Annotated in this window: 15 protein-coding genes; 10 read left to right on the top strand and 5 right to left on the bottom strand. The window is 40.5% G+C overall.

Annotated elements, in window-relative coordinates; translation table 11 throughout:
- Nucleotides 1–63 precede the first annotated feature (63 nt).
- Together BN8908_RS01575 and BN8908_RS01570 are read left to right on the top strand one after the other, a co-directional pair.
- The gene (locus BN8908_RS01575; RefSeq protein ID WP_068688581.1) at nucleotides 64–669 is read left to right on the top strand and encodes a DUF4254 domain-containing protein; all 606 of its coding nucleotides are present in this window, start codon (nucleotides 64–66) and stop codon (nucleotides 667–669) included.
- Nucleotides 670–671: 2 nt separating this feature from the next.
- Nucleotides 672–1,715 (top strand): glycosyltransferase family 9 protein, encoded by a 1,044-nt coding sequence (locus tag BN8908_RS01570; RefSeq protein ID WP_021987571.1) that lies wholly within the window; start codon nucleotides 672–674, stop codon nucleotides 1,713–1,715.
- 46 nt (nucleotides 1,716–1,761) lie between these two features.
- Here the strand turns inward: BN8908_RS01570 and BN8908_RS01565 are convergent, their stop codons facing one another.
- Complete coding sequence (locus tag BN8908_RS01565; RefSeq protein ID WP_021987572.1) at nucleotides 1,762–2,541, bottom strand: glycosyltransferase family 2 protein; 780 nt, start codon at nucleotides 2,539–2,541, stop codon at nucleotides 1,762–1,764.
- 537 nt (nucleotides 2,542–3,078) lie between these two features.
- Between BN8908_RS01565 and BN8908_RS01560 the strand changes: the two genes are divergently transcribed.
- The 5 genes from BN8908_RS01560 to ispD all read left to right on the top strand — a co-directional run bounded on the left by BN8908_RS01560 (nucleotide 3,079) and on the right by ispD (nucleotide 7,923).
- The gene (locus BN8908_RS01560; protein ID WP_021987573.1) at nucleotides 3,079–4,125 is read left to right on the top strand and encodes a glycosyltransferase family 10 domain-containing protein; all 1,047 of its coding nucleotides are present in this window, start codon (nucleotides 3,079–3,081) and stop codon (nucleotides 4,123–4,125) included.
- A gap of 40 nt (nucleotides 4,126–4,165) precedes the next feature.
- Nucleotides 4,166–4,942, top strand: a complete 777-nt coding sequence (locus tag BN8908_RS01555; RefSeq protein ID WP_068688579.1) for a lipopolysaccharide kinase InaA family protein — start codon at nucleotides 4,166–4,168, stop codon at nucleotides 4,940–4,942.
- Nucleotides 4,943–5,066: 124 nt separating this feature from the next.
- Entirely contained in the window at nucleotides 5,067–6,173 is a 1,107-nt protein-coding gene (glf, locus tag BN8908_RS01550; protein ID WP_068688577.1) for a UDP-galactopyranose mutase, read from the top strand.
- Nucleotides 6,174–6,183: 10 nt separating this feature from the next.
- Entirely contained in the window at nucleotides 6,184–7,200 is a 1,017-nt protein-coding gene (locus tag BN8908_RS01545) for a glycosyltransferase (RefSeq protein WP_021987576.1), read from the top strand.
- Between the two features lie 6 nt (nucleotides 7,201–7,206).
- Complete coding sequence (gene ispD / locus BN8908_RS01540) at nucleotides 7,207–7,923, top strand: 2-C-methyl-D-erythritol 4-phosphate cytidylyltransferase (protein WP_068688575.1); 717 nt, start codon at nucleotides 7,207–7,209, stop codon at nucleotides 7,921–7,923.
- Nucleotides 7,924–7,925: 2 nt separating this feature from the next.
- Here the strand turns inward: ispD and BN8908_RS01535 are convergent, their stop codons facing one another.
- On the bottom strand, nucleotides 7,926–8,807 hold the full coding sequence (locus BN8908_RS01535; protein WP_068688573.1) for a LicD family protein: 882 nt from the start codon (nucleotides 8,805–8,807) through the stop codon (nucleotides 7,926–7,928).
- 507 nt (nucleotides 8,808–9,314) lie between these two features.
- On the opposite strand from BN8908_RS01535, the gene BN8908_RS01530 reads away from it, so the two are divergent.
- Nucleotides 9,315–10,688: a bifunctional cytidylyltransferase/SDR family oxidoreductase gene (locus BN8908_RS01530; RefSeq protein ID WP_068688571.1), complete on the top strand. Its 1,374-nt coding sequence runs from the start codon at nucleotides 9,315–9,317 to the stop codon at nucleotides 10,686–10,688.
- Entirely contained in the window at nucleotides 10,685–11,857 is a 1,173-nt protein-coding gene (locus BN8908_RS01525) for a CDP-glycerol glycerophosphotransferase family protein (protein ID WP_021987580.1), read from the top strand. Before BN8908_RS01530 ends, BN8908_RS01525 begins: the two co-directional genes overlap by 4 nt.
- Nucleotides 11,858–12,167: 310 nt before the next feature.
- Here BN8908_RS01525 and BN8908_RS01520 read toward each other — a convergent pair whose 3' ends face one another.
- The 3 genes from BN8908_RS01520 to BN8908_RS01510 form a co-directional block, all read right to left on the bottom strand.
- Complete coding sequence (locus BN8908_RS01520) at nucleotides 12,168–12,962, bottom strand: thymidylate synthase (RefSeq protein WP_068688568.1); 795 nt, start codon at nucleotides 12,960–12,962, stop codon at nucleotides 12,168–12,170.
- 171 nt (nucleotides 12,963–13,133) lie between these two features.
- Entirely contained in the window at nucleotides 13,134–13,763 is a 630-nt protein-coding gene (locus BN8908_RS01515) for an O-methyltransferase (protein ID WP_021987582.1), read from the bottom strand.
- A gap of 64 nt (nucleotides 13,764–13,827) precedes the next feature.
- The gene (locus BN8908_RS01510) at nucleotides 13,828–15,048 is read right to left on the bottom strand and encodes a M16 family metallopeptidase (protein ID WP_148453120.1); all 1,221 of its coding nucleotides are present in this window, start codon (nucleotides 15,046–15,048) and stop codon (nucleotides 13,828–13,830) included.
- 355 nt (nucleotides 15,049–15,403) lie between these two features.
- Between BN8908_RS01510 and BN8908_RS01505 the strand changes: the two genes are divergently transcribed.
- Nucleotides 15,404–17,275, top strand: a complete 1,872-nt coding sequence (locus BN8908_RS01505) for a sulfatase-like hydrolase/transferase (RefSeq protein WP_068688564.1) — start codon at nucleotides 15,404–15,406, stop codon at nucleotides 17,273–17,275.
- Nucleotides 17,276–17,293: the final 18 nt, after the last annotated feature.

The raw sequence follows: 17,293 nt of genomic DNA, 5'->3' as shown, positions 1-17,293 counted from the left end.
TCCGAATATTTTCCCTAGCTTTGTTACACTAAAAAATATTAACTTACATTATAAAATCCGATCATGACATTTACAACATTGTGCAATAAGATTTTCAACGAGTCTATCAATAAATATCATCTGACCGACAACGTCGATACTCCGATAGAAAACCCCTATCCATTGAAAACCATCGAATATTACCTGTATTTGAAAAATTGGATTGACACGGTACAATGGCATTTCGAAGATATCATCCGCGACCCGAACATCGATCCGGCAGAAGCTTTGGTACTCAAAAGACGAATCGACAAATCCAACCAGGACCGTACTGATCTGGTAGAATTAATCGACAGTTATTTTCTCGATAAATACAAGGAAGTAAAGGTATTACCGAACGCCGTTATCAATACGGAAAGTCCGGCTTGGGCTATCGACCGCTTATCGATCCTGGCATTAAAAATCTACCACATGCAACAGGAGGTCGACCGTACCGACACCACCCCGGAACATCACGCACAATGCCAGACAAAACTGAATATCTTGCTGGAACAACAAAAAGACCTTTCCACGGCTATCGAGCAACTGCTAGAGGATATTGAAGCCGGGCGCAAATACATGAAAGTCTACAAACAGATGAAAATGTATAACGATCCGAGCTTAAACCCTGTGCTTTACGGTAAAAAATAAGTATGAAGCGACTATTGGTATTTCGTTTTTCTGCAATGGGAGACGTAGCAATGACGATTCCCGTCCTGCATGCTCTCGCCAAACAATATCCGGAACTGGAAATCACGGTAGTCAGCCGGGCAGCTTTTCACCCGTTATTTGAAAAGCTGCCGGCAACCGTATCTTTTATAGCTGCTGATCTACAAGGTAAGCACAAAGGGATAAAAGGACTTTTCCGTCTATTCCGGGAATTGCATAAGCAGAAATTCGATGCCGTCGCCGACCTGCACGACGTACTACGTACTAAATTCTTACGGTGGTGTTTTCGGCTGACCGGAACAAAAACCGCCCGTATTGACAAGGGACGTAAAGAAAAGCAAAAACTCACCCGACCCGAAAACAAAGTTTTCCGTCCTTTAAAAACCTCATTCATCCGGTATCAGGAAGTGTTTCAAAAATTAGGATTCCAATTCCCGTTACACTTTTCTTCCATTTTTGAGCAAGCGAAAGCAGATACCGGTCAGATTATTTCCGTAACCGGAGAAAAAGGAAACAATACCTGGATCGGTATTGCTCCCTTTGCCAAACACAAAGGAAAAATCTACCCCCTTCCTCTGATGGAACAAGTCATCGCCAACTTATCCCAACAACCCGACACGAAAATATTCCTGTTCGGTGGCGGTAAAGAAGAAGCTGCAACACTGGCAGCATGGGAGAAAAAGTTTCCGCACACCTTAGCTCTTCCCGGCAAACTACGAATGAACGGCGAACTCGTATTGATGAGCCAGCTGGACACGATGGTATCTATGGATTCCGCCAATATGCACATGGCTTCCCTGACGGGCACTCCAGTCATTTCCATCTGGGGAGCGACACATCCCTATTGCGGCTTCAGCGGCTGGAATCAATCATCTGAAAACACCGTCCAAACGGATCTATCCTGCCGCCCCTGCTCCGTATTCGGTAACAAACCTTGTCTGCGTCAGGACTATGCCTGCCTTTACGAAATCAAGCCGGAAGAAATTCTGCAACAAATAAAAACGGTATTGAAACGCCGGAAATCTTAAAACATCAATTTAAAACCATCTGCATCCGCAAATCAATACTCTCAGATCAGGAATCTCTTAATTCTCGATCCATATCTTCCGGACGTATCCGGCTTTCCCAGATTTTTGCTATTGTCAGGAATTTATAAAAAGCATCCAGACCGGCATTTACCAAACCGGCTTTCCCGTCCCGGAAACCGCCTTTTATAAAATAAGCCTTGATAAAACGATATGCCGGCGCATAAAACATTTTCCACAAGGAGAAGTTTTGTCCTTCCCGTTTCGGAATTTCCATCGTGGAATAAGTATTCATTTTCTGAAGTTTCAATTCCAACGGATTATTGATCAAATGAATAAAAGCCAGATTTTTCTTTTTCCGGGGAATTTTTTCCACGTTACCTTCGATACGGGGAATTGCATGTACATAAGGAGGCCAGAAAACATTGTCTTTTCTAAAAAAACGTAAAATATAATCCGGATAATCCCCGTGCATAAATTTACCGAACAAATAATCTTTACGCGGGATCCACAACCCTTGCAAATCGTCTTTTCGTTCTATCCGCTCATACAAATAACTCCGTAAATCTTCCGGAACGACTTCATCCGAATCAACAACCAATATCCATTCATAAGAAGCAGACTGAATAGCGAAATTACGTGCCGGTTCACAAAAAGGTATCTTTTCATGGTAAACTACCTTACAGCCATAACGTTGTGCTATCTCCAGGGTACGATCGGTACTATACATATCACAAATAACGACTTCATCGAACGACTTTACCGATTCCAGTACCCGCCCAAGATACAACTCCGAATTATAAGTCTGTATAACGACAGATATCTTCATATACTTTATATAAACTGTATTCCAAGTCGGTGGATATTCATATATCCCTGTATCCCCGACTATAACACAACAAACTAAACGGCATTTATTTTTGATTTACGATTTATGATCCCTCTTTTGGCAGGGAAAAATTGTGGATATAATCTAAAATCGTCAATCTAAAATCTACAATTTTAAATGTCCGTTTTAAATGGATAAATTCCGTATTTCAATCTCTTTACTTATCTCTTTGTCAATATGAACGATAAAAAACAAATCAATTCCTTTTTTTTTCTTACTTTTGTCCTCATTAAAACGGACGTTTTAATTGTAAATTTCCGATTGACGATTTTAAATTTAAAAAACTGATAACCAATCGGTTTGTCAAACAACTCAAAATTTACAATCTAAAATTTACAATTTTGACGGGTATTTTTAACTGTCTAAAACAAAAACCTGATTTACTGAAAATGAAAGTATTCGAGATTTTTTCATACAAATACTTTCATTCTTAATAGCAGTCTCATCGACATCTAAACGGCAAAAGATTTATACGATATGTACAAAGTGAAATTTACACCTTACCGTAAAAACCTGGGTGAAATCATGTTACGTCAGACTATTGGCGGTAAAGGTATCTCCGCAGACGGTAAATATCGTTTCTACATAAATGAAGAAATAGAAAATCCTGATTTTTGGGTCGTACAGGGTAAAGGATTACGGCAAAACGAAAGCTGTTATGTCGCTCCGGAAAATACAATTTTACTGACGACGGAACCCCGTTCCGTACTCGTATATCCGCGCCCCTATATCCGCCAGTTCGGTACGGTATGTTCCTGCCAGGAACAAACCAAACATCCGAATCTCATTCTGGGACCGGCTATATTGCCTTGGTTTATCGGATTTACAGAAGATGCGGAAGGGAAATGTGCATATAGTTTAGATTACGACCAACTGAAAGCTGCTTCGGCACCTAAAAAGACCAAACTTATCTCCGTCATCACCAGTAATAAAGCTTTTACGCAAGGTCATCTGGATCGTATCCGTTTCGTTGAGAAACTGAAAGCTCACTACGGAGATCAACTGGATGTATTCGGGCGCGGTTACCGGGATTTCGACGATAAATGGGATGTGTTGGCTCCCTATAAATACCACATCGTAATCGAGAATTCTTCCCAACGTTATTATTGGACCGAGAAAATATCCGACTGCTTTCTTGCCGAAACATTTCCGTTTTACTACGGATGTACCAATTTGTCTGATTATTTCCCGGCCAGTTCTTTTCAACCCATTCAGTTGGACAATTTCGAACAAACCGTAGCTCTTATCGATACATTGATTGCCCAAGACATATATACACAACGTAAATCCGTTCTGGCCGAATGCAAACAACTGGTATTGGGGTCCTACAATCAATTTGAATATGTAGCCTCTTTGTGTGACCGGTTAAACCCTGATGCCCCAAAACAAAAAGTGGAAATTCAACCTTGCCGTTCCATGCAGGACTGGCATAATTTCTATAATTATTCGATTAACCGCAATCTGTTTAAGTGGAAACAAAAATTAAAAAGTATCTTTGCCGGACAATCCGTATTGAAAAAATAAAGGAAACAAACGCCTCAATACAGCTTTAAGTCTGCAAAATATGAAAATCGAATATAATCCTGAATACAAAAATAACCTTAAAGTAACAGAATTCATCGAAAAATTACCTTCCCGATTTGAACAAGAAGGTAGCGTACTTTTTTCAGGACGTAACGTAATCAAAAGTTTCGTTATCAATCCGGCCGACAACATACTTAAACAAGTTGTCGTAAAGCGGTATAAATTTCCCAATGCGATACAACGCATCGCCTACAGTTTTTTCAGAGCCAGTAAAGCAGCGCGGGCATTCCACAATGCTGCTCAATTACGGACAAGAGGCATTGACACCCCCCGGGAAATCGCTTATATCGAAGAGTGGAAAAGCGGATTATTCACATACGGATATTTTATCACGGGCTTCGACGGCGCCCCCGGTATAGCCGAACGCCTGACAGAACCGAAAGAATTTGACCGCGATCTGGCAACGGATTTTGCTCGTTTTGCAGCTCATCTGCATTCCCGGGGCATCCTCCATCACGACCTGAATTCCACCAATGTACTCTATCATTCCGGAGAAGAGCATTATCGTTTCTCTATCATCGATATCAACCGGATGAAACTATATCCTCTCGGCAAATATCCATCCGACAGGGAATGTATGGAAAACCTGACCCGTTTCTGCGGAAGAATGGACCTTTTTGAACACGTTGCCGGAGAATATGTCAAAGCCAGAGGCTGGGGGGCAGATACCGTCCGGAAAATGATCCGGGTAAAAAAACACCACGACAGACAATGGGAACGCCGTAAAGCCTTTCTAAAAAAAATCACGTTCAAATAAAATTTCTCCAAAGATCATAACCACAAACTCCTTATAAAAAGCAGGTAATCTTTTAACATTGCCCGAATAAATTTGGTTCTGTATCCGGCTTGCATTATCTTTGTCCTGAAAGACTACAAACCTTATGAAAAAAGAATTTGATTATTTAATCGTCGGTGCAGGATTATTCGGTAGTGTATTCGCCAATGAAGCCCGGAAAAAAGGGAAAAAATGCCTGCTCATCGACAAAAGATCCCACATCGGAGGAAATCTTTATTGTGAAAATTACGAAGGCATACAAATCCACAAATACGGTGCCCATATATTCCATACTTCCAATAAAAAAGTTTGGGATTATGTAAACGATTTAGTAAGCTTCAATCGCTATACCAATTCTCCACTGGCTTATTATAAAGGAGAAATCTATAATCTCCCCTTCAATATGAATACTTTCAACAAATTATGGGGAGTCAATACACCGGCTGAAGCCAAAGCCAGAATAGAAGAACAACGGGCACGTTACAGCCATATCGAAGAACCGGCGAATCTGGAAGAACAGGCCTTAAAATTATGCGGAGACGATATTTACCGCATCCTCATCAAGGGATATACGGAAAAACAATGGGGCCGGGCTGCCACCGAACTTCCGGCCTTTATCATCCGCCGTCTTCCGTTCCGTTTTACTTACGATAACAACTACTTTAACGATCTCTACCAGGGCATTCCTGTCGGCGGTTATAACAAATTGATTACCGCTTTGCTCGAAGGATGTGAGGTGCGCACGAATACCGATTATTTCAGTGATCGTTCTTATTTTGATAAGCTGGCAGACAAAATCCTGTTTACAGGCTGCATCGACGAATATTTCAATTACGAATTCGGAGCTCTGGATTACCGTAGTCTCCGTTTCGAACATGAATACCTGGACATCGACAACTTCCAGGGCAATGCCGTTGTCAACTATAACGAACGCGAAGTTCCCTATACACGGATTATCGAACACAAGCATTTCGAATTCGGGACCCAGCCCGTTACCGTCATTACCCGGGAGTACCCGAAAGAATTTACCAAAGGAGACGAACCTTATTACCCGGTTAACGACAAAAAAAATTCCGATACCTATCGGAAATACAGTGAAAAAGCCGGACAAACACCCCACGTTATCTTTGGAGGACGGCTGGCACAATATGCTTATTTCGACATGGACGATACTGTCGAAGCAGCTTTAAAACTGACAGAACAGGAATTATAAGATCTACCCTATGAATAAATGTTATATCGAAATACACTCCACCAACAAAGCCAAGAACGACATCGACATATTGATGAATCGTGCAGGCTATCGGAACATCGGCAGCAGTAAAAAACCCTCCGGTAAAATCGGGAAATTCTTCGTTAAACTCGGAATCATTCTGAAAATACCGTTCTGTTTACATAAAAACGAAGTTCTTCTTATACAATATCCGTTCAAAAAGTATTACACCTACCTATGCCGGGTGGCTCATTTCCGGAAGTGTAAAGTAGTGACCCTCATACACGATCTGGGAAGTTTCCGCAGACAAAAATTAACCGTACCCCAGGAAATAAAAAAATTAAGTCACAGCGACTATATCATCGTACACAATCCGTCGATGAAGCGCTGGCTGGAAGAGCAAGGATGTAAGGTGCCCATGGGATGCCTCGAAATATTCGATTATTTATCCGAAACAAAAGCAATCGATTATTGCCCCGTTACTTCTGTTCCTCAAGTGATCTATGCCGGAGGACTCGGTCCGCGGAAAAATGCATTCCTTTATCAGTTGGACGATCATATATCTTCTTACGAACTCAATGTTTACGGCAAAGGACTGGATGAAAAAGTCGCTCAAAACTGGAAGCACATTATCTATAAAGGTTTCATACCTTCCGACGAACTGATCTCCACCAACCGGGGACATTTCGGACTGGTCTGGGACGGAGATTCCATATCTGCTTGTGACGGTAACTGGGGCGAATACCTGCAATACAACAACCCGCATAAAACGTCCTTCTACATCCGCTGCCATCTCCCTGTCATCATCTGGAATAAAGCGGCCTTGGCTCCTTTTGTACGGGAAAACAAGATCGGTATATGTGTAGACTCCCTCGAAGAGCTTAACCAGCGTTTCAATTCGATGAAAGAAGAAGAGTATGCGGAAATACGGCAAAACATCATAGCCATGAGTAACCGTCTGTCCGAAGGTTATTATTTTTACAAAGCGATGCAAGCTGCCTGTGAAAAAATCCAGGAGAGAAAATAACCGTACATGAAAAATATAGCCGTTATTTTAGCCGGAGGAAGCGGTACCCGCCTAGGGGAGAATTATCCCAAGCAATTATTACAAATTGCGGGAAAAAGCGTCATTGAGTATACACTGGATGTTTTTGAAAAACATCCGCTTATTCATGAAATTTTCATTGTGGCAAATTCCGGTTACATTCAGAATATTCAAGACATTGTCACAGCGGGTAAATATCAAAAAATAAGCCGGATTCTGGCAGGAGGAAAAGAACGTTACGAATCCAGTTGGAATGCTATCCGGGCCTGTAAAGAAAAAGAATGTAATCTTATATTCCACGATTCCGTGCGCCCTTTGGTAAGCGAACGTATCCTGACCGACTGTATCGAAGCCCTGAAAACATACAATGCCGTTGACGTTGCCGTCCCGACAACAGACACCGTTATTCAAATAAACGAAAACAACATTATACGGCACATTCCCCAACGCTCGACCTTACGAAACAGTCAAACTCCACAAGCATTCAGGCTTAGTGTTATAAAAAAGGCTTACCGGAAAGCTTTGGAAGATCCCCGTCTGCAAACGACAGATGACTGCGGTATTGTTCTCAGATACCTGCCCGGAGAACCGATATATGTTGTTCCCGGGGATACCGTCAATTTAAAGCTGACTTATAAGGAAGACTTATACTTACTGGAAAAGCTGTTACAACTCAGATTTCCCCATAACACCGAAAATAAATAATACTACTTCATTTTTCCGTGCCGCAATTCTTTCCGTAGCAACTTATAACTTTTTTCCGTATCAAATATCAATCCTCCATGTAATGTAGGCGCCTGCACGGGAGTCATATAATCGGGCCCGAAATCCAGGGTTAAAATCCGGTCGTATCCAATAGGCACAGGCATTTTCATATGCTCAAAATCCACCCATAATGTCTCGGCATACCAGGCTTTATCTCTGATTTTTTGCCTAAAATTAAAAGAGATCGCCGCCACAAATTCTGTATCTTCCAGCCTGTTTTTCCTCAATACATTCTCATACTTCCGAAACATTTTACTATCCAAACGCCATCTCTGATACAATCCATCCGGCAGTAAATTCATCAGGCGAATGGCCAATTTCAGAAGTACCCGATACAACTTCACTTTACGAACCATCCGATAAGAATATTTTATCGCTTTCGGATAGCTGTCCAATATAAAAATATCGACAAAAATACCCTGGTTGTATTTTCTGCGGAAATCCCCTTCGGGAATGGCAGCAGTATCGCTGTTTCTTAATTGAGCATGACGATGATTGTAATGCTTGTCCGAATAGATTGTTTGCAAAAAATAAGGATGTTTGAGTTCCTTATCCGCAATTTCTACAAGTTTATCATAATCTTCCCTCAACATCACCATATCGATATCGTCATCCCAGGGAATATAACCTTTGTGCCGGACGGCTCCCAATAATGTTCCGTAATCGGCCCAACATTTCAGGTTGTATTTATCGCATACACGCAATAATTCTTTCAAAAGGTCCAGTTGACAGGCCCAGGCCCTTTTCATGGCCGCCGGTACCAAATAATCATTACGTATCTCTTCCCGGAAAAAATCCGAACAAGCTATTCCAAAATTTTTCATAACTATAAAAAGGCTCTGCTTATAAACAAGGGAAACAGAGACAATAGAATCAAATATAAATACTTAAAAATAAAAACATTAACCCCTTAAAACACAAACAATAATAAACGCCAATATGCGTCATCTTATAATATGTCCGACAGAAAAGATCCTTGTATTTTTCCTAAAATAATCGGTCGTTTAATATGGAAGGAAAAGGCTGTATTTTGAGATAAATTCATTAGAAAATAAAGTATTGAAAACAATGTGCTTATAATTAAATTGTAATTATTATTTTTGTTCTATATAATAAAAATAGTCAACTGAAAAAAACGACCGTTTTCCTTGACATCAAATCGATCAATATAAGCAAGTATACCGTAAAATATACGCATTGCCAGGTAACTTCCGATGTGTATATTTTGTATTATATAAATATATAGTAAATGAAAAAAATGTCCTTATCGTTGGATTTTCAGCAGGAAGCAATGAAAAATAACCTGGACATATAAAAAAGAAAAATTCTTTATGAAAAATATAGCTGTAGTTTTAGCCGGAGGCTCCGGTAGTCGTATGGGAGAAGATTACCCCAAACAATTACTGAAAATCGCAGGGAAAAAAGTCATAGAGCACACTCTGGATGTTTTTGAAAAACATCCGCTTATTCATGAAATTTTCGTAGTATCGCATACGAACTATATTCATGATATAGAAGATATCGTTACGTCTAATAACTACCGGAAACTGACAAAAATCCTGTCCGGAGGAAAAGAGCGTTATGAATCCAGCTGGGCAGCGATTCAGGCATGTGAAGAAAAAGAATGCAACATTATTCTTCATGATTCGGTGCGTCCTTTGATAAACGAACGCATTATTACCGACTGTATCGAAGCTTTAAAAACGTATAATGCGGTAGATGTCGCAATTCCCACAACGGATACAATTATTCAGGTCAGTGAAGATAATAAAATCAAAAACATCCCCCAACGCTCCACTTTGCGAAACGGGCAAACCCCACAGGCATTTAAACTTTCTGTCATCAAAGAAGCCTATCAGAAAGCCATGCAAGATCCGCAACTACAAACAACAGATGATTGCGGCATTATCCTGAAATATTTGCCCGATGAACCCATATATGTCGTCAACGGAGAAGTTTTCAACCTGAAATTAACATACAAAAGCGATTTGTTTTTATTGGACAAACTATTTCAATTAAAATCGATCCATAATCTTCAACACCGTATCAATAATGAAGAAAAAAAACAATTGGCCGGAAAAGTAATCGTTTTATTCGGCGGTAGCTATGGAATCGGAAAATCCATCGCTGACATTTGTTCCGAAGCCGGGGCCCGGGTATTTTCATTCAGCCGGAGTAGCAATAAAATTGATGTTTCCAATCACGAAAATGTAGCAAAAGCATTAAAACAGGTACATGAAGAAACAAACCGAATCGATTATATCGTAAATACCGCCGGTATCTTAATGAAACAGCCTTTAGAAGGTATGTCCTATGAAAATATCTGGCAAATAGTAAATGTAAATGTGCTGGGAGCAATAAATGTCGCAAAAGAAGCTTTTAAATATCTTAAACAAAGTCAGGGTATGCTACTTTTATATACGTCCAGTTCCTACACCAGAGGACGTTCCTTATACAGTATTTACTCCGCATCGAAATCCGCAGTCGTCAATCTTATGCAAGCATTGAGTGAAGAATGGTATAAACATCACATCTCTGTCAACTGCATTAATCCGGAGCGAACAAAAACACCCATGCGCATCCGGAATTTTGGAAACGAACCTGAAGAAACGCTGCTGACAGCTGAAGATGTCGCCAATGTATCCATTAACACCCTGCTCTCAAATATGACGGGTGAAGTTATTGATGTAAAACTCAGTAAATGAAAAAATATTTTAAAATCATATCCAATAGCATTGCATATACCCTAAGGGGAATTTCGTATTTAATACCACGCAATAAAGATAAATGGGTAGTAGGCAATTCCAGAGGTTTCAACAACAATACCAAATACTTTTTCATTCACGCTAAAACCGTTTTGGAAAAAAACAAATGTTATTGGATCAGTAAAAACAAATCCTCCCGCAAAATTGTACGGACATTCGGATTTAAAGCATATCATCCCTGGAGTATTACAGGGATATATCATTTACTTACCGCCGGAGTTTATATATACGATTCCCGGGTGTCTGCTTTAAATTACTGGGTTTCGGGAGGAGCTAAATTTGTAAATTTATGGCATGGAGTCGGTATTAAAAATATCGAGTTTGCAGGACAGGTAAAACCATTTCCGGCAGAAACCTGTATGAATAAATTTTTAAAACCAGTCATTTACTTAAAACCGGATTTATTTTTATCAACGTCTCCATTAATGACCCGGCATTTTTGTAAATGTTTCAGAATATCCCCCCAACAATGTATTGAAAGCAGTTACCCCCGCAACGAAATCTTACAGTGGGAAGAAAGCAGACTACTCGAATTTATACAAAAGTATGAACCGAAAGAAACAATGGCGATCATCCGGCGTCTAAAAAAGGCAACACAATCTTTTATATATATGCCGACATTCCGGGATGAAAATAAAAATTTCCTCGAACAAAGTGGGATCGATCTCAAAAAGTTAAATGATACCTTAAAAGCACAAAACAAACTTTTTATTTTAAAACTTCATCCTTTTACCCGTATCAATATGGATCTCTGTGCTTTCGATCATATACTTACGGTAAATAATAAAACGGATATCTATCCCATTTTACCATTCACAGATGTTTTAATTACCGATTATAGCTCCATCTATTTCGATTATCTGCTCATGAAAAATAAATCCATCCTTCTATTTCCTTTCGATTACCAAAAGTATATCGAAGAAGACCGGGATTTAGCTTTCGATTTCGTCACTTATATGCCTGGGCAACACGTATACAATTTCAATGCATTAATTGAGACCATAAAATCCGGAAAGATACAGGCCTCCGACAAAAACGAATGGATCAGAAATCAATTTTGGTACAGTCCCCACCCCCAAAATTTGTACGATGCTATTTCAAGATTGTAGTATTATGCATGTAAGAGATACGTCCTGAGCGACACATTTCTCTCCCCTTTCATCGTAAAAAACAAAAGAGAATATTCTATTTGTTTAAAAAATATTCAGTCAATCGGACAGTATTTTATCACCGTCTTTACTGCGGCAAAACACCGATAAGATTGAATCACCCATTTTACTTTTCACCCACAACGGGAATTCCTAAATCCGGAAAGCTACCCCATACATACAGAGACATTAGACATGCACTCGAAATATGTAAAAAACAGGGATAATTATATCAAGTCAATACAATGAAAAAATCCTTCTGTATAAAATTTCACACTGCAACCTCTCCCTTTATATGAGGGTGAGGATTGTAACCGGTCAATTCAAAATCCTCGTATTTAAAACCGAAAATGTCTTTTACATCCGGATTGATATGCATTCGGGGCAATTCCCGCGGTGCACGGGTCAATTGTAATTTCACCTGCTCGATATGATTCAGGTAAATATGCACGTCTCCGAAAGTGTGAATGAATTCCCCGGGTTGTAGACCACATACCTGGGCCACCATCATCGTCAGCAAAGCATAAGAAGCAATATTGAAGGGTACTCCCAGAAAAGAATCCGCACTGCGCTGATACAACTGACAGGACAATTTACCGTTCAAGACATAAAACTGGAACAAGGCATGACAAGGAGCCAATGCCATTTTATCGATCTCTCCGGCATTCCAGGCGCTGACGATCAGCCGCCGGGAATCGGGAGACGTTTTAATATCCTGAATCAACTGAGTGATCTGATCCAGATGCGAACCGTCCGGCCGGGGCCACGAACGCCATTGATAACCGTAAATATGACCGAGATCCCCATCTTCATCCGCCCATTCATCCCATATTTTAACGCCGTGCTCATGTAAATACTTTACATTCGTATCCCCCTGCAAAAACCATAAAAGTTCATAAATAATAGACTTCAGATGCAATTTCTTGGTTGTCAATAAAGGAAATCCTTCTTGCAGATTAAAACGCATCTGATGTCCGAATATACTTATTGTGCCGGTACCTGTCCGGTCGGTTTTGCGTTCGCCTTCTGTTAGAATCCGATCTAATAAATCCAGATATTGCTTCATGATCATCAAAAATTAATACAACAAAAGTACATATTAAATTATAGATTTACGATTTTAGATTTCAGATTAAATACATCTGATAACGAATCAGTTTACCAGGCCATCTAAACTGCTCCGCAAAGATACAGTCCATTGAAAATCCCGATTCTGGATCGTAAATCAGAAATCCGTTTATTTTTTACGAATTAACATCAAGCCATGACGTACAGGCAATATCAGTTTTTCAACACGCTCATCGCCGGCAACCAAATCATTAAATGCCATAATCCCCCGGGTTTGGGCATCTTTATCCGTCAATACTTTCCCTTCCCACAAAACATCATCGGCTACAATAATTCCTCCCGGTTTCAGCTTATCGAAAATTAAACGGTAATACTCCGGATACTGCCGCTTGTCGGCATCGATAAATACCAAATCAAACGTCTCCGCCAAATCCGGGATAAGCTCACAGGCATCTCCCAACAAAAAACGGATTCGTTCCTCCAAACCGCTCTTCCTGATATATTCCCGCGCAATATCTTCAATTTCATCATTGATATCAATCGTATAGACGATCCCGTCTTCCTCAAGTCCTTCTGCTAAAGAAATTGCCGCATAACCGGTATATGTACCGATTTCCAAAACCCGCCTCGCTCCGATCATCCGGCAAAACATTTTCAGCAATTGCCCCTGCATATTCCCCGAAAGCATCCGCGGCCGCATGACATTCAGATGGGTTGCCCTCCGCAATGCAGCCAGGACCTCAGATTCCTGCTCCGAATGAGCCGTAATATATTCCTCCAGTTCCAAACTCCACTCCATAATTTACTCCTGATTCATACTATTAACAGACTTCCGAAAGGTTTTACAGATTTATTCTAAAAATCTACTTGTATATCAATACCGATTGTTTTTCTATAGCAAAAATCTCCGCTGCCACTTCCTGTAAAGTAGACACATCGACTTCCTCCACCTTCGTACAGATTTCCTCGATACTATCAACCCGGTCGTATACCAGGAAACTCTTCCCGATAGAAAGCATCGTATTTTCATAATTTTCAGCCGACAAAGTCAACTGTCCTATCGTCTGAATCTTAATTTTACGCAACTGCCCATGTCCTAAAGCATGAGTATACAAATGCTCCATCTCCCGCTCACACAATTTCCGGCATTTCTCCAGATCATCCGCATCGCAACCGAAATATACAGTAAACAATCCCGTATCCGAATAAGGCGTATAAGCAGCTTCTACATTATAAGCCAATCCGTGTTTTTCCCGGATATTCAGATTCAAGCGCGAATTCATGCCACTTCCCCCCAACAAATCCACCAGCATGGATAAGGCTAAACGCTTATCATCCCGGTAATCATACGCAATATTACCGATTATGCAGTGATTTTGAAAAGTTCCTTTATCGATTTCCCGGAACTGAGGTACATACAACATAGGTTTCACCCGGCAAACCGAACTATCATCTCCGGAAATACCTCCGAAGTATTTTTCCACCCAACGTACCAATTTCGAAAAATCAATATTCCCGACCGAGCTGATCACCATACGTTGCGGTCTGTAATTCCGCCGGACAAAATCCAATATCTGTTCCCGGCGCAAATTCCGTACATTCTCCTCACTTCCCAGGATATTCCGTCCGATCAGTTCCCCTTTATACACCAGCTCCTCGAAATCATCGAATATCAACTCTCCGGGAGAATCCTTATAAGAGTTAATCTCATCGATAACCACCTCCTTCTCTTTCTCAATCTCCTTCTCCGGAAACACCGAATCAAAAATAATGTCCGCAAACAATTCCAAAGCCCGCTCATAGTCCTTCGGCAAAAAAGAGGCATAGATACAAGTGTCTTCTTTCGTCGTATAAGCATTCAATTCCCCGCCTACATCCTCCATACGGCTAAGGATATGATAAGCTTTCCGCTTCTCTGTTCCTTTAAAAATCACATGTTCGATAAAATGCGCAATCCCAGCCTCATCTTCCCGTTCGTCCCGACTCCCCGCATTAATAATCAATCCGCAATAAGCAGCCTTCCCGTCTACCTGCTGATGAATAATTTTCAGCCCGTTACTCAATATATACGTTTGGTACATCACCTTGAATTCACCTCATTTTCAATTCGCCCACAAAAGTAGGCAAAATATAGAAGATTCAGAAACAAATAAACGGTTTTACCCACGTCTTCCGGAAAAGATATATACAAAGCAGAAAATACTAAAAAAACAGGTCGTTTATAAAAATACCTGTAAAAATCGGTCGTTTTTTATGGCTTGATATCAGATAAAAAAACGACTCCTGTTTCATTTTAGCACCTACCAACTACACACTGTAAATGAAACACATAACAATGATTTTACAAAATTAGTCATTTATTTATTATTCAATATTTATTTCCATAAAAAACGACCGTTTTTTTAATTTATAAAATAATATGTAATTTACAGTTAGTCCATGAAACATATCCTTTCGCCGGAAAAAGAAATCCATTTAAAAAAGGGGTTCTTATTTTTCATATCCACTACCGTTATCCTGTTTACTCAATTCTTTGCATACCTGTACAACAGCTACTTAACAACATCCATCGATTGGATCGGCTGGCTGTATTATACCTTATCGGCCAGCGGTCACGCTTTTCTGTTTACACTCATTCCTTTTTTTACTTTGTACCTTCCTTCAGTCCTATTTACCCGTTTTTATAAAACAGCCCTGACCGTCTTATTTTCTTTCTATCTTTTATTGAACCTGTTAGCCTACCTCAACGGAATCATTTTCCGGCTTTACAAATTTCACATCAACGGATTCGTAACCGATATGGTCTTCGGGGCAAATGCCGGGCAAATATTTGTATTCAATCCGGCTTTGGTATACAAAAGCATTGGTGTCGTTCTGGCATTTTTTATCATCGGCTTGATCCTGCTTTGGATAAGTAAAACATATTACAGAAAAATCCATCTGAAAAACGCAATTTTCATCTGTATCTTTTTTATTTCAGGCATTGTCACATCCCACATCGGTCATGCCTATGCCGCTGTTGCCGGTAAAAGTTCCATAGAAAATGCTGCGCTCAGCTTACCTCAATTTTATCCGTTGACAGCCAACCGTTTACTATTAAAACTGGGAGTTGTCAAAAAAGAAGATTTATACACCGACAACTCCGAGAAAAACAAACATAACGTTGTAAACTACCCTTTACACTCCCTGGAAACAGACGATCATATCTCCCGGAAAAACATCATATTTTTGTTGGTCGATTCGTGGAATCCCCGGACTCTTACTCCGGAAACCTGTCCCAATATGTACCGATTTTCCCGGAAATCAGAAAATTACCTCCGGCATTTAAGTTCCAGTAACGGTACGCGGGGTGGAATTTTCGGCTGGTTTTTTGGCATATCTCCCATTTACTGGAAATATTTTGAAATTGCCGGCATTCAACCGGTCTTCATTGAGCGTCTATTGCAACTCGATTACGATATCCGTATACTTGCCAGTGCCAGTCTTGTCAACCCGCCCTTCTACCGGGTAGTATTCGGAAATGTGAAAAACCTCCGGACAGAAACTCCCGGCTCAACACCTTTTGAACGGGACAACCGGATTACAAAAGATTTCCTTGCCTATCTGGATCAACGCGAACAGGATACGATCGCACACTCTCCTTTCTTCGCTTTTCTATTTTACGATTTACCACACGCCATAGATCTCCCTCAAGGTTATCCCCGCCGGTTCCAGCCGGCCTGGGAATACGCGGATTATATGCAACTCGGTAACGAAACAGATCCCACCCCTTTTTTCAATTTATATCGCAATTGTACTTGGCATACCGACTCTTTGATAGGATGTATACTACAAAAACTCGAAACCCGGGGATTACTTGAAAACTCCGTCGTCATCATAAGCGGTGACCATAGTCAGGAATTCAATGAAAATAAGAAGAATTTCTGGGGACACAACGGTAATTTTTCCGATGCCCAAATTCATGTGCCTCTCCTGTACTATTATCCGGGAGTCACACCGGGTCAAATCACCCATCAAACCACTCATTACGATATCATCCCGACCTTGATGCATACCTGGCTGGGTGTAAACAATCCCTATTCCGACTACAGTATGGGACAACTACTCTCCGACAGCCTACGGCCACCGTTTCACATCACCGGCTCGTTTGACAACCATGCCGTCATCACAGACAGTGTCATCTACGAAAAAAAGACAGCCGGAAGGTTAATCATCACCGACCGGCAACTGAATAAGTACGAAGGCCGTTCCGATGCCCGTGTCTTACAAGAAGCCATACGATTTAAAAACCGTTTCCTGAAAGACAAATAACCGAAAAAGAATATCCCG

Source organism: Culturomica massiliensis (genome assembly GCF_900091655.1).
Taxonomy (GTDB): domain Bacteria; phylum Bacteroidota; class Bacteroidia; order Bacteroidales; family Marinifilaceae; genus Culturomica; species Culturomica massiliensis.
Note: the sequence above shows the minus strand (reverse complement) of the source record. Positions and strands in the feature narration are given on the sequence as shown.

What these genes read in the sequence shown, in the direction of transcription:
- BN8908_RS01575 (WP_068688581.1), top strand. Translation starts at nt 64, where the DNA reads ATGACATTTACAACATTGTGCAATAAGATTTTCAACGAGTCTATCAAT.
- BN8908_RS01570 (WP_021987571.1), top strand. Translation starts at nt 672, where the DNA reads ATGAAGCGACTATTGGTATTTCGTTTTTCTGCAATGGGAGACGTAGCA.
- BN8908_RS01565 (WP_021987572.1), bottom strand. Translation starts at nt 2,541, where the DNA reads ATGAAGATATCTGTCGTTATACAGACTTATAATTCGGAGTTGTATCTT.
- BN8908_RS01560 (WP_021987573.1), top strand. Translation starts at nt 3,079, where the DNA reads ATGTACAAAGTGAAATTTACACCTTACCGTAAAAACCTGGGTGAAATC.
- BN8908_RS01555 (WP_068688579.1), top strand. Translation starts at nt 4,166, where the DNA reads ATGAAAATCGAATATAATCCTGAATACAAAAATAACCTTAAAGTAACA.
- glf (WP_068688577.1), top strand. Translation starts at nt 5,067, where the DNA reads ATGAAAAAAGAATTTGATTATTTAATCGTCGGTGCAGGATTATTCGGT.
- BN8908_RS01545 (WP_021987576.1), top strand. Translation starts at nt 6,184, where the DNA reads ATGAATAAATGTTATATCGAAATACACTCCACCAACAAAGCCAAGAAC.
- ispD (WP_068688575.1), top strand. Translation starts at nt 7,207, where the DNA reads ATGAAAAATATAGCCGTTATTTTAGCCGGAGGAAGCGGTACCCGCCTA.
- BN8908_RS01535 (WP_068688573.1), bottom strand. Translation starts at nt 8,807, where the DNA reads ATGAAAAATTTTGGAATAGCTTGTTCGGATTTTTTCCGGGAAGAGATA.
- BN8908_RS01530 (WP_068688571.1), top strand. Translation starts at nt 9,315, where the DNA reads ATGAAAAATATAGCTGTAGTTTTAGCCGGAGGCTCCGGTAGTCGTATG.
- BN8908_RS01525 (WP_021987580.1), top strand. Translation starts at nt 10,685, where the DNA reads ATGAAAAAATATTTTAAAATCATATCCAATAGCATTGCATATACCCTA.
- BN8908_RS01520 (WP_068688568.1), bottom strand. Translation starts at nt 12,962, where the DNA reads ATGAAGCAATATCTGGATTTATTAGATCGGATTCTAACAGAAGGCGAA.
- BN8908_RS01515 (WP_021987582.1), bottom strand. Translation starts at nt 13,763, where the DNA reads ATGGAGTGGAGTTTGGAACTGGAGGAATATATTACGGCTCATTCGGAG.
- BN8908_RS01505 (WP_068688564.1), top strand. Translation starts at nt 15,404, where the DNA reads ATGAAACATATCCTTTCGCCGGAAAAAGAAATCCATTTAAAAAAGGGG.